The sequence below is a fragment of the Vibrio sp. OPT41 genome (assembly GCF_015163595.1).
Classification (GTDB): domain Bacteria; phylum Pseudomonadota; class Gammaproteobacteria; order Enterobacterales; family Vibrionaceae; genus Vibrio; species Vibrio alginolyticus.
The window spans coordinates 245,662-258,915 of the sequence record NZ_JADDYH010000054.1 but is presented as its reverse complement, the minus strand read 5'-3'; the positions used below and the strand labels follow the sequence as shown (position 1 = coordinate 258,915).

Here is a 13,254-nt window from a genome sequence, read left to right as displayed (position 1 = left end):
TTCTCCACAACCAACATCGTAAATATGGTTGCGGTGACATTTAAGCTGATAAGGCTTACAAGTACGATTTGGTGCGCTAATGCTACTAATTTAATTTATAACATTCAATCACATAGAAAAATCGACAAATAAGCTGAAAGCCAACCAAAAGACACATTAGCTAGCAAATAAGTCACTTTAACTACAGATAAAGACAAAACAACTAGACATTGAAATCAAAAAGAAGGATTCAAATAAAAGGATTTTTTTTAATTTTGAGCAGAAGTTAACAAATTCATTATTACGCAGGGAAAATATCGACTATTGGGTACTGGTCCCATGTCATCAAAAAGTTGACCTAGGAGGTAAACACCACTGACTTTAAGGTTTAATTTCGCCATGAAGTTTACTCCTTATTTAGCTTTATTTGAGTAACAGTGTGCCGTCACAAAATGATCGCCTTGTCTTTCAATTTGGCATGTGGTTTCACAACGTCCGATTTCAAGTGATGTCCACTTTCCATAATCTATTTCTTTACATTTTTCTTGCTGTGCTTCCTGATAACGGGCGAAAGCTTGTTTGTATTGAGCGTGAGCTGGTAAGGCTGGGAATTCCTGACGTAAATCATAATCAGAGAAGTCAGGCTGCAAACTCGCTGGAACAAAAAGGGAGAAGCCAGTAACACTATCGCCTTCTACAGGCGGTTTATACTGGTAAGAGAGTACATCAATCGGCGAGATCTCATCTGCCTGACGCGCTCTATACAGTCTCGGGGTAGGCGCATCCTTGCCACTTAATACGCCGAGTTGCAACGTGTAGCGGCTGTCTTTACTAGCCAAAGGTAAGGCTTTGTCGGTTGCTCGAGTATTAAATGAACGATAACTATCCTTGGTGTTGCAACTAAACGCACCGCCGTCCTCCCGCCAGTAGATATAATCTGTAACGGCATTGTACTTTCTCCGCTCTTCGGCTAAATAACATTCCTTAGGGTAATAACGCTCCTCCTTGTAATGTTGCCAGTCGCCAACTTGATAGACGAGATTGGTTTCCTCATCGGCCCGACCTAATACAATTTTGTTATGGGAAGTTCTTGCTGTTACTAGTAGCTCTTTTCCTTGATTCAAAAGTTGCACTCTTATAGGTTCATCATAAGCATGCTCGTTACCATCCAGCCATTTCTTTCTCAGTTCAGGAGAATCTGGGTTAGGTAAAGCCAACGGCAGCTCACTCATAACCATGCTTTTTGTATCAAATTCATACGCCTTACCGAGTTTCGACATATAAGCTTTACTGCTGTCAGGCAGCCAGCCAGCCACCAAAGTTACAACCGCCGCCAAAGCGTTCAATTTGGCGGGTTTTAAGATCTGCAACGGCGCAACCTTTTAACGATGCGAATAACCCCATGTTAAAAAATAAGAAGCGGCCATTTGGTGAGCGCTGCGGGCGCAAGTTTTTGGTAAACCCAACTAGGCTGCCAACTTCTTCTGGGGTCAGCAAGGTTTGCAGGTTGCTGCCGTCTAAATTCATGGTGTATAAACCAGCTTGTTTGCGGTTTTCTGCACGATAAATCTGAGTAATGATTTGCGGCTTTTCTCCGGGGTTGTCCCACTGAGCCAACGGCGCGGTGCGTGGATCTGCAACTTCCAATATCCAATCTGTTTTCTCTGATGTCCAACCATCGAAGAGCCCCATATAAGAAACTACTGTATTTAGCGCTTTGTTATATTTTTCTTGCTCCGCTTGTGCAATCGCTCTTTCATCTAACCATTGCCTAACTTGTGGGCTATAAGCACTGCCTATCCCAACGCCAGCTATGGCTAATGCGGTCAAGCCAAATATGACTTTTTTATTCATAACTTACATTCCTAATTCTTGTTTCCACAGCGACATATATTGGCTGAGATTCTCTTCTGCATTCAGCTCTTGTTCGCTACGTTCTGGCTCGGGCTCTACCCTTTCCGCCATTTGAGTCGGAGTCGACCAATTCTGTATTTGCTCAAGAGTTAAGTCTTGAAAAACCAGTTCCGAGTGATGGGTATAACCTGGAGAGGTGATCTGTAAAGTGAATTTTCCTTTTTGGGGAAAACCACCGAGCTGCGCCGACGCAAAATGTGGGTTTTCTTGGTCATATTGAAGCGATTCACTCAGTACCCAATCACTTTCACTATCAGATATCACCGCATAATGAACGACAGGGGTATTAAAATCGATCAGCCCAGTTTCAACTGACAATTGAAAACCACTGTTTTTTCCATCCACATAAGCAATGACCGTATTACTCTGGTCGTAACTGCGTACTATGGCTTGTTGGTCACTCAGCCATGGCATGTCGTCTTCGGTAACTTTGTGGATGGTTGCGCTGTCTATATCGGAAGTATACTCTTTTGCACTGAATGACTGTGCGTCACTGTAACTGCTTAATTCATCTAATGGCGTGCTGGATTTATCTAGCAAAGCAGCATCCGATTCTAATGCTTCAATTTGAGCAAAGCGCTTTTGCTTTGGTGAGAGGATGACCTTGATCGGCTCAGGCTAGTCGTAAATTGAGTTTTTGATGTAATTGAACATTAATACCGTAACAATAGCTAAATCATTGAATCAATTGGGCCTAGAGTACTTTCCTTCTTTGTTTTTCTTCCATTCGACTATGGCTCTCATCAATCCAAAAGATCAGAGAGCAAAGGTTGATTAGGGCTGTATTACACTGGTCCCATATAACTGTTTTGTTTCGAGGTTTAAGCATTAATCTACGACGATCCTTGGAATTCGTTCAGATCGCAGCTTATTGATTTAATTCCATCGATTTAAGCAACAAAACTCCAATAAGCAACCAGTATAGTTGAAAGGGTGTTTATAAATCACACATCCAATCGAAGTAAAAACAGGATGTTTATTTACCCGTCCCTACTACTAAAAAGCGTAAAAACTGAGGAGCCTTCCCATTCAAACTTACAAACTCAAATCGTTTATAGCATTGTAAACTCAGTGACTTCTCCATCTTTGTAGATGAACTGAGTTTTTACACCGTTTTCAGTCCAAAGTAGTTCTTCACCATTAAGCTCACCTTGGGTAAAGTGGCTGGTTGACTGCGGTTTACCATTCTTGTACCAAGTTTGTTGCTTGCCTTGTTTCAAACCAGCTTGATACTCAGCAGTGCGCATTAATTGCCCATTTTTATACCAAATTGACTCTTTGCCCTGCTTAAGACCGTCTTTGTATGTCACGTCACTTTTCAGTTGACCATTCGGATACCAATAACGTTCCCGACCTTCAAGCTTCCCACTAACATATTTGGCTTGGACAGCAATGTTGCCATTTTCAAACCAGTGTTCATGTTTACCGTTATATTCACCGACAGTAAACGTAGTTCGCTGTTTCAGCTTGCCATTGCTGTAATACCAAGTTTGCGTACCTTGCTGTCGGTTATTTACGAACTCACCGCTGAATATCAGCGTACCATTACCGTCCCAACCCTGTGTTAACCCATGACGCTCACCTTGATTCATATTGATGAACCATTGCTTACGGCCATATGTGTCCCAGTATTTGGTTAATCCGTGTTTTTTACCATTGAGATACTGACCTTCCCATGCCATCTGATTAATCAGGTGTGTGTACCAGATAGCAGCGCGCCCATTCAACACACCATGCTCATAAGTATTCAACATTTTAGGGCGACCAGAATAAGTCCAAAACTTCTCTTCACCGTGCTTTTTACCGTCAACATAGGTGATTTCACTAAGCTTATTCAAAGATTGCTCAGGCTCATCTTTATCCATAAAGTACTGTAAGTCAGTGCCCGTGAAAGGTGTTGTATGACCTCGCTCATAAGCAAGCATTTCTTTTTCACCTTTAAATTCAAGAATAGCTGCATTAGCAACCAGCGGAATTAAACACAAGGCCAGCAATCCATGTTTAATAAAATGGCGTGCTTTATCGTACATACTTGTCTCTTCCAACATATAAACGCTTTTAATACTCTGTATTAGATCCATTATGATTACAGACTCCATGATTTTTCTGAATGCAACGTTCCGTCATCCAACCATTTTGTCTGCTTGCCAACGAGCTGACCTTTAACATAGTGAGCTTGCTCTTTCAGTTGACCATTGCTGTACCATTGCTTTGCTTCACCATTCAATACACTCCGATTACCCCACCTATTCTTTTCAATAACGTAACTTAGTTCACTCTTTAGTTGGCCATCCTTGTACCACGCCTTATGTGTACCAATTTCGCCATCACGAACGATAATACCTTGTGTTTTAATCTGCCCGTTACCGTACCAAGATGTTTTTGAATACCTCTCCGGATTCTTAGTCGCTTTTATCTCATGTTTTTGATTACCATTTTTATACCATTCAGCCATACCAATATAAGCTGATTTATAAGGTCCCTTTTTATTTATATCAAGGCGGTCTATCGTTTCAATACTGCCTGAGTCATACCAGGTATATTGCAAATCATCAAAGTGACCACCAAAGGTATACTTCTCACTAGAAAGTAAGTTCGTGTTTCGATGATATCGAAGCCACTTGCCGGTCAGCGTCGGTCTCATACTCAGTAATATACCCTGAGGATTATAACTTTGGATAAAACCATAGTTCTGCCCATCACGGGTACTGTATATCGAACGAATCTTACCTTTGTAATGTTCCCACTTAATCCCTTCGTATTTGCCGTCTTCTCTAAAATAAAAAGACCTCTCATTGTATCGCGCAACACCATCAATCATGTCGATATCATAATCGAGCACCATGCCGTCTTCCCTTCCGCGATTGAAATACTCTTCTCCTTTGAGGCGATGATCAGCAAAGTAGCTGCGACTTAACCCCGCTCTGGTACCGTCAACGTATTGTTCGTCGCTAGAAAGATATCGATTGCCTTGTTTATCAATATCCCATTGCTTTTTATCACCTTGGTATTTGTTATTTACATACTGCACCTCGCGATAAAGACGACCTTCACGCCAAAACTTCTGTTTGCCGTTATAAATACCATACTGATAGGTATTGAGCTCTTCGAGGTAATAGCTTGGCTGGCCTTGGTCATTCTTAACAGAACGATCTATTTTCCACTCTTGTTCAGTACCGTGTTTCTTACCATTAAGCCAATGGCTTTTTGATTCTAAGCGACCATCTTCAAACCAACTAAAGCTTGGTCCATGCTGCTTTCCATTTAAGTAATAAGCCTCAGCACGCTTAGTCCCATTATCATAAAAAGACTCTGCAACCCCGGTATAAGGGCTCTTATCTACCTTTAGTAGCGCCGTCACATCGTTTCGATTACGTATATTACGTTCAAACTCAAGGTCATTGAATGGAGTCGCCGATACCGACAATGAAAACAGTAAGCACTGACTCATTAGTGCTATTGTCATGCTTAATGACAAGGCTTTTTTATAAGGCGAGCCTAATAACAGCATTATCGTTTATCCTCTTCGTTACAAACTTCAGGGCTACGGTTACAGATGATGGGCTTCATATTCATATCAAAATCATATTTTTCGATCATGAGTTTGACCCAAGGATACACTTCCGCATCACGCTCTTTTGGCATGTATTGGTACACTTGAACTAACATGTTCAGCGCTGATGCGGATTCTTTCGCAACAAGTTTAAGATACTCAATCCCTCGCTCCCGATCTTTCTCAACTACCATGCCTTCTAAATACATGTAACCTAAGTTGTAATACGCACAGCTTTCCCCCTTAGCCTCGGCTTGTCGTAACAAAGCTAAGCCTTTCTCACCATTGGCACTGTCCTTGTGTTCAAGGCGAACATAGTCAACGCCCGCTGCGCACATTGCGCCTGGGTCACCTTGTTTTGCGCCCAACCGTCTTGCTTCACGCGCCAATTTCCAGCGCGCATCGCCCTCTTCATAAAGTTGATAGTGATCGCCTAATAGTGCACTTGCTTCACCGTCCCCCATCTCAGATGCCTTAATTAGTAACGCTTTCGCCTCATCGTAATAGCGTGTGTTGGTCAACGCTTTAGCTTTGGCAACCAACTGCTTTGACTTACTCAATGAAGTGATATCTAGTTCAGGCGCAGTTTCAGAGCAATGATTCATTACGCGGGTTAGCATTTCAGCGAGACCACTAACAGGGAAATCATCGTCAAAGTCGTTAGTCATCTGGCTGAGTTGACCTTTAGTATTGATCTCAACATGCACAGCACTGTTGCTTTTGAGTGCATCAATGAACGCCGCTTTAGGTTGAAAAAATTGTCTGTTAGCAGCAATAGTTGGTGCGTACTGGTCTGCATTTTCGCCATGCTCAACACGGTAGTAATGACGAGTTCCATCTCCAAAGGTGAACAAATAATCACTATTTTTAAGGTAGAAATCCATGTATGACTTGTTGATACCAAATTGCACTTTATGGCCATCACAAAAAGCATAGAAACCGTCTGCAACTTCCCAGTCGAATTCCGGGTCTCCGATATAGCTCGCGCCTTGAACTTGCACGTTACCATTATCATCTTCTTCAACCGTAGATGCGTAATAAATGCTCGCATCAGGTGTATAACCATGGGTGACAATGCCTTCAGTGTCACTGGATACACGTTTCTCTTTAATATCGGTATAAACAAACGGCTCATTTTGAGCATAGACATATGAACTTGCTGCAAAAGCAAGGCATGCAAGCTTGATTGATGTATTATTCATTTGAACTCTGTTTTAAAATCTTATTTACTGGAAGTAACTTTTAAGGAATGCTATCGATTCGTTTGTTACAACTAGCTATTATTGCTTCTCCAGTTAGTCCGACAAATTGCTCCATCAAAGTTGGATTTTGTTGCGGTGTAGCCGACAGCGGAGACAACTATAATCGTCAAACCCAAGCTGAGTAATATTTTCTTTTTCATTCTTAATCCATTCTTTAATTGGGTTGCCATGGCAAATACGCCCCCAACAGATTAAAAAATATGAGTATATTTCCCAGCTCTGACTTGTGGGACGCAGACAAAGAATGGTTGACAAAAATTTGAGGTTAATCAGTTAAAAGGACCTTATCATTTTGTCCCTTCAGTATTCTCAGACATCTAGAAATCATATAAATTAGACACATCGCTATAGCAGCCAATAGACTTAATTGGGTGTAAAGTAACACCTCAGTACTGCCCCAAGCCTCTCTTAATTCAGAATAATCACCAACAGCGGCGTTAATAACCACGCCAAGGGCAATAAAGAGGTATAACAACCACAATTGAACTTTATTTCTAGGGAGAGTCTTCCACGGACATCTTTCACTAGACTGAAACACTCTGATAGCCTCACTATCTGTCTTTGCATCAATCATTTCTTCTTCAACGAAAAAGCCTTCCGTTTTTAGCCTATTGATATCAGATGACGATGTTGCACTCATTAGGTCAATCGCCACCGCAATCTTATCCCGATGTAAAATAACGTAACTATTCATTAGTACTCCCATAAAAATGAGACACTTTACGTTATATCAGTTGACGATTCAGCTTTCAGTTTTACTAAAATATTAGCGAATAAGTCGCTTTCCGGACTTCCGTGATCTTGCTCGAATATTCTATATGGAAGACAAACGTCTGTGTCTGAGCCTAGGTAATAAAGCCTCACTGGAGCCAGAAAAGACTGCCTTCAGTAGGTGCTTGCAACACTCTACAGCTAACTACGGAAGCACAATAGTAACTTGAGATACAGATCCTTTGGTGACAAGCTATGTTGCTCCACTAAATCATAAGCCATCATTCGATAGCCCAACATACAAACTTATATTGAAGTCAATGCCTATTTCGCCAGTACGTAGAATATACCATTGCCACCCTATCCGTCTTTCACGCTCGACGACTGTTATACGGGGGCAAACGGTGATATACACTGAATCGATCACTTTTATTTTTGACTTTCATAAAGCTTCGGTAACGTAAAACGGTTTGCAGGGTAAATCCTTTAGAGCTATTGTAATCTAACGTAACGGCTCAGCTATCTATATTGCCATCAATTCGTTTCAGACACTAAAGTACCCAACCTTACCAGAGCTAGCGAAACTGAAGTTTTCGCCTTTAAATCAAAAATTTACGCCAAACCCAGTTTTTGTATGCCAATCAAATATTCGACCTTCATCCGTATTGTAGCTGTAGAATAAAGCGCCAAATAAGTAGATTTCATCATCGTAGGTTCTGGCCATTATTTAGCCTCCTTAAACCAGTTGCCATGATTTGCAGAGAGGTTATACACAATGGCGGGGTCTAACGTGCGGCTGTAACCCAACGGAGACCAACTCCACGCTTGTTTTGTCTGGTTGTTCTGTACTGACATCAGCATCGCGTTATAATTCGTCAAAGAAAAACGTTTATTTAGACCGATGGCATATTGCATTGCCCCATCACGCTCAATCTGTTTACCATTTGCTAAATCAACAATAAACACATTGTGATAGTTGCGATTAGCCGCCCAGACAATGTCCCCTTCTGGACTTATGGCTTTATAATCCGCTTTTGATTTATTCGTCGCTAAGTCCTTATCCCAAAAAACTGCTTTTGCTTTTTGATTTGTATTTGCATCGTAAATAAGCGCAGCAAAATCATTTACCTGATATCTTTTCCCGTCCTTTATGAAGCCAGTATCACTGATGTAAAGATCGGTCTTTTCCGCCTCACCTTTAGCAATATCCCACTTATAAACCACACGACCAACCTTACCAGTGCGGTAATAAACGTAGCTGCTATCTTCCGCCCATAAAAATCCGGAAGGGCCTTCAATATCATGTGGCAGCTTAATCAGCTTCTGGTTTTTGATATCAAAAAGGTAGTTAGTCAAACCAAAACCGACTGCAACGTAACGATTGTTTGGCGAGCGACTGGTTTTATCAACAGTTATGTCACCATCGCCAAGCCATGGCAAATCGGTCACCAAACGTAAATCGGTGCCATCAGTCTTCATACTCCAAATTTTGGTTCGTCCTTCGTATTCATTATACATAGGGTCTGGCTCATAGCCTGAGTCGTTTGATAAGTTGGCCCAAGTAAACTGAACGCGTGGCAAATCGTAAGAGCTCGCGTCATTTAAGTCTTCCCTTGGCCATTCTTTGGCGCGATGGATAAAGTAACGAGGAAAGTCACGTTGTTGGTATGTCGCAGAGTCAGATTTAAAGATCTCACTTGGCTCCATGGTGTAATAGTTGTGTTCACCAATGTAAGTGCGGCCGTCATCTTTACAACCCGCTATCGATAAAGCAGCAAGCAACAGTAATAGTATTTTCTTCATGGTTTAACCTAGCAATTCTGAAATGGGTACATTTTCTTCTACAACGACAAGACGTTGGCTACCGGTGGAGAGGCTCGAATGAACACCTCGAACAATATCGACGCTCTTGACCTCTTCCGGCGGGAATGCGAACCGAAGCGTCATATAACCATCGTCATCTTTCATTGCTGAACGAAAGTACGATTTGTGAATCAAATCCTGTTCTATGTTACGAAGCCCAAAGAAATCGTCCGGCTGATCTGTCAAAGGCTCGTAAAGGTAACGTATAGAAGGCAATGCGCCTCTTGGAGCCAACTTAAGCCCCGCGATATTGCTCTCTTTGTGTTCGTTGATGACTCCACTGCCGATGCCTGTCGATGCGGTACCGGAAACTGGAATAATATTCTCGCCCGCATTATTAAAGCTTTGGGATGAGGAGTATATTTGCAACTCTGAAAGAGACTTAGCAATTGAAGCAGGATCACTCTCTAGCTCAGACAGTTCCGTGTTTGTCAAAGCCAACTCGGAGTAATGGATATAACATTCTTGTGCTTTTCCCGCGACTTTATATGGCACCCAAATATGCGGTAGAGGAACGCCTTGCGCAATACGCAAACCATCTTTGCCAGCTTTATAAGGGCTTAGCACCGTTTTAACAGTGATAGGATCAATATCTAATTCTGGAAAAACAACATCTACTTCCTCATCTACAAAGCGGAATACCCTAGCACCTTGATCAAGGCTTAGATGTCCCGAATACACTTTCTGACCGGATTGATAAATCTCAAATGCTTCTTCGCCAATATAGTAGTCTGGTACAAGGTTGGCCCCATCAATGTTGACATGTCGTGTTTTCATCGAGGATTCAGGATCATTATTTCTGTAGTACTCTAAATCGACATCAGCAAAGTAGCCTTTTGGTGTAACTTCAACCTCTCGCCAAACTTTGTTATTCCAGATTACATAGAAATAACCTTCTGCAACCAACTCATGTCCATTTGGGCCCTCTAGCATAGGTAGTACAGGCACCAACACGTTATCCCACTCATCCATTTGAATTTCTTTATCAACGGGTTGCATATCTTCGGCGAGTTTAAGCAAAATTGGCTGAGGCTGATCAGTGCAAGGGATTTTGATATAGAGCGTTTTGCCCTCAGCTTCGAGATCTTTAAATGTCGCGAGGCTGCGGTGTTTGTTTTCTGTATCAGCCTTGCCTACAGTCACTTTTTCTTTTTGAGCTTCGGTTTTTCCCAACATCAAACATGCCGCGTTGCTAGACCACTGCCCTGCAACCTCGACAACAATTTTTTGGTCTGGGCTTGGCTCAGAAGGTACATGCGTGTAACTGCGAACTAGAGCAACATCGTCAGTAACCCGCTTTAAAAACTTTGCTTTCATTCGAAGCAGATACAGAGTCAACGAGTGATTTAAGTCTAGGGAAGCTTTGCAGCTGAGAGTCCGTCAATGGCGACCGACGAGCAACGGTAGATAATGACACCCAATTGCCTTTTCCCAATTCGATTCTTATAGCTGCTAGCAATGCGCTGGTCGTTTTTTTGGCAGAGATGGAAATCTTTTCGCCAATTCTTTAGGGAGGTTTCTAAGGATGTCATCTGAATTTCGCAAACGCGAAAGCTGTCCTATACACTCGTCCGGTGTAAGAACATAAGATAGCTCGTTGGAGGATAGCTTCGAGCTAGGTATAAATTTGCAAACTAAATGCATTTGAATTCTCCACAACCAACATCGTAAATATGGCTGCGGTGACAATTAAGCTGATAAGGCTTACAAGTACGATTTGGTCTGCGTATCCTACTTACTTAGCCATTTATTTTCAAAGAGATAGAAAAATCGCCCGAAATCAAAAACACCAAAAAAATGGTCATTTTTGCTATCAAAACATGCGATTTGACCACTATAAAAGCCAGTAACATCACCCACTCTGTCAAAATGGTAAAATCTTACTATCTAAAAAAATTTAATTTATGGACTGAAGTTAACAAAAATCGTAGTAACGTGCGCTTCAGGTAAGTACGAGGAAATTCAGAAGTTTATGAGGTGCCCTCCTCAGCAACAAACAACAAATTGACTGTTACTGAGGAAGTTTAAATAAAAAGGTGAGCGCATTACGCACTCACAAAAGTAACTGCTCTGAAGCTTGCTAGGATTAAATTTGCTTCATCGCGAGTTAAAGAGGTGAGGTATTACCCATCGACCTCATGCAGAACACTATACTCAAAGTATAGAAACGATCGTAAATATATAATATTTAAAAAGATTTTCAACACGACACATTCACCACAGCACCTGCCGAGCGACCATCACAATCACGTCATACACACCTAAAAGCAACATTGGCCTAGTTATTATAGTTATTCAGCCTTGTATTAAGACGATTCATTAATTCGAGTAACTTATCAATAAAGGCAATTATTTTGATAAATATCACAAAAAGTCCCAAAGAAATAAAGCGAGCTAAACGCTCGCTTTATTTATGCCGCATTTTTTAAAGTTTTGTTCTCACTAAAATATCGGTTGTAAACAGCACCTAAGGAGGCTGTACTTGCGAAACGATCATAGTTAAATGTTGCTTGAGCCTCTTCAGCAGAGGCGGAAAGCTTGTTGGTACCATTTACATAAATCGTCACTACCCCCTCCTTCAGTCCTGAAAGATCTAAATCAGTTGTCCATGAGTCTGAAAGCACGGTAGCCATGCCTGTGGCTTCTGTACCATCAGCGTCGACTGCTTTAATATCTATGAACTCACCATCTTCAAACCGTTCACTGCTACCACTTACTGTCACGCTTTCCACTCCAGTAACATCGTTGATAACGTCTAGGTGTATTGTCGGTGTAATTGGCATGGAGTAAGCCGTGTTCTGGCCACCGGTATTTCCTGATAAGTCTTGGTAGTCACGAACAAGCAACGCCAATTTGAGATCCGACGTGCTTGGTACCATCACATCACCAGTCCAAACACTTGGGTCCGCGGTTGCCATTAATGAGGTGATCGTCGTGCCACCTAACTCCGCCGCTGCGGATTGCAGCTCTTTATCGAATTCCAGCGTTACCGTCACGCTTTGGCCGATGGCTTGGTGCTCAGGCGTAAACGTCACGTTAGTCAGCGTTGGCAGAGACTGCGCCAGTGTAAAGCTCTGGCTTTCACTCACTTCAATGCCGGCTGAGTTCGTCCCTGTCACAATCACGGTATAAGTGCCGTTGGTTTGGTGACTCATATCAATCGCGTCACTGGTCCAATTGCCACCGGCTTGTACCGTCGCACTGCTGCTTTTCAGTACCGTCGCACTGCCTTGGGCTTTTACTTTAAGACGCAGGGACTGACCGTCAAAACGTGTCGACGTGCCTTCAAATTGTAGCGTGGCGGCATGCGTTTCATCCACATTGCCCACTGGCGTAATAGCTAAGGTCGGCGTGATCGGCATGGAGTAAGCCGTGTTCTGGCTACCGGTATTCCCTGATAAGTCTTGGTAGTCACGAACAAGCAACCCCACATTGAGCTCTGACGTGCTTGGTACCACCACATCACCAGTCCAAACACTTGGGTCCGCGGTTGCCACTAATGAAGTGATCGTTGTACCACCTAACTCCGCTGCGGCGGATTGCAGATCTTTATCGAATTCCAGCGTTACCGTCACGCTTTGGCCGATGGCTTGGTGCTCAGGCGTAAACGTCACGTTAGTCAGCGTTGGCAGAGACTGCGCGAGAGTAAAGCTCTGACTTTCACTTACTTCAATGCCCGCTGAGTTCGTCCCTGTCACCATCACGGTATAAGTGCCGTTGGTTTGGTGACTCATGTCCATTGCGTCACTGGTCCAAGTGCCACCGGCTTGTACCGTTGCGCTGCTGCTTTTCAATACCGTCGCGCCGCCTTGGGCTTTCACTTCAAGACGCAGGGACTGACCATCAAAACGTGTCGACGTACCTTCAAATTGTAGCGTGGCGGCATGCGCTTCATCCACATTACCCACTGGCGTAATAGCTAAGGTTGGTGTGATCGGCATGGAGTAAGCCGTGTTCTGGCTACCGGTGTTT

General features: G+C 42.7%; 8 protein-coding genes and 2 pseudogenes. All 10 read right to left on the bottom strand.

Going from position 1 to position 13,254, the window contains the following annotated elements; all coding sequences use genetic code 11:
• Positions 1-392 precede the first annotated feature (392 nt).
• Positions 393-1,349, bottom strand: a complete 957-nt coding sequence (locus tag IQP38_RS19930) for a hypothetical protein (RefSeq protein ID WP_228010134.1) — start codon at positions 1,347-1,349, stop codon at positions 393-395.
• The gene (locus IQP38_RS26665; protein ID WP_228010133.1) at positions 1,276-1,833 is read right to left on the bottom strand and encodes a hypothetical protein; all 558 of its coding nucleotides are present in this window, start codon (positions 1,831-1,833) and stop codon (positions 1,276-1,278) included. Before IQP38_RS26665 ends, IQP38_RS19930 begins: the two co-directional genes overlap by 74 nt.
• Before the next feature lie 3 nt (positions 1,834-1,836).
• A pseudogene (locus IQP38_RS19925) lies at positions 1,837-2,502 on the bottom strand (hypothetical protein); the annotation flags it as partial.
• Between the two features lie 443 nt (positions 2,503-2,945).
• Positions 2,946-3,923 carry a toxin-antitoxin system YwqK family antitoxin gene (locus IQP38_RS19920; RefSeq protein WP_228010132.1) on the bottom strand — a complete coding sequence of 326 codons (978 nt, stop codon included), beginning with the start codon at positions 3,921-3,923 and terminating at the stop codon, positions 2,946-2,948.
• A 56-nt stretch (positions 3,924-3,979) separates the two neighbouring features.
• Complete coding sequence (locus tag IQP38_RS19915) at positions 3,980-5,404, bottom strand: toxin-antitoxin system YwqK family antitoxin (protein ID WP_053304432.1); 1,425 nt, start codon at positions 5,402-5,404, stop codon at positions 3,980-3,982.
• A complete protein-coding gene (locus IQP38_RS19910; protein WP_017635775.1) occupies positions 5,404-6,648 on the bottom strand; it encodes a tetratricopeptide repeat protein in 1,245 nt (414 codons plus the stop codon). Before IQP38_RS19910 ends, IQP38_RS19915 begins: the two co-directional genes overlap by 1 nt.
• A 325-nt stretch (positions 6,649-6,973) precedes the next feature.
• Entirely contained in the window at positions 6,974-7,402 is a 429-nt protein-coding gene (locus IQP38_RS19905) for a hypothetical protein (protein WP_017635776.1), read from the bottom strand.
• 740 nt (positions 7,403-8,142) lie between these two features.
• Complete coding sequence (locus tag IQP38_RS19900; protein WP_193837935.1) at positions 8,143-9,222, bottom strand: hypothetical protein; 1,080 nt, start codon at positions 9,220-9,222, stop codon at positions 8,143-8,145.
• Positions 9,223-9,225: 3 nt separating this feature from the next.
• Positions 9,226-10,926 (bottom strand): annotated as a pseudogene (locus IQP38_RS19895) (hypothetical protein).
• 767 nt (positions 10,927-11,693) lie between these two features.
• Positions 11,694-13,254, bottom strand: a 1,561-nt coding sequence (locus tag IQP38_RS26655) for a tandem large repeat (RefSeq protein WP_228010131.1), incomplete at its 5' end; no start/stop codon positions are given.

What these genes read in the sequence shown, in the direction of transcription:
- IQP38_RS19915 (WP_053304432.1), bottom strand. Translation starts at nt 5,404, where the DNA reads ATGCTGTTATTAGGCTCGCCTTATAAAAAAGCCTTGTCATTAAGCATG.
- IQP38_RS19920 (WP_228010132.1), bottom strand. Translation starts at nt 3,923, where the DNA reads ATGTACGATAAAGCACGCCATTTTATTAAACATGGATTGCTGGCCTTG.
- IQP38_RS19910 (WP_017635775.1), bottom strand. Translation starts at nt 6,648, where the DNA reads ATGAATAATACATCAATCAAGCTTGCATGCCTTGCTTTTGCAGCAAGT.
- IQP38_RS26665 (WP_228010133.1), bottom strand. Translation starts at nt 1,833, where the DNA reads ATGAATAAAAAAGTCATATTTGGCTTGACCGCATTAGCCATAGCTGGC.
- IQP38_RS19900 (WP_193837935.1), bottom strand. Translation starts at nt 9,222, where the DNA reads ATGAAGAAAATACTATTACTGTTGCTTGCTGCTTTATCGATAGCGGGT.
- IQP38_RS19905 (WP_017635776.1), bottom strand. Translation starts at nt 7,402, where the DNA reads ATGAATAGTTACGTTATTTTACATCGGGATAAGATTGCGGTGGCGATT.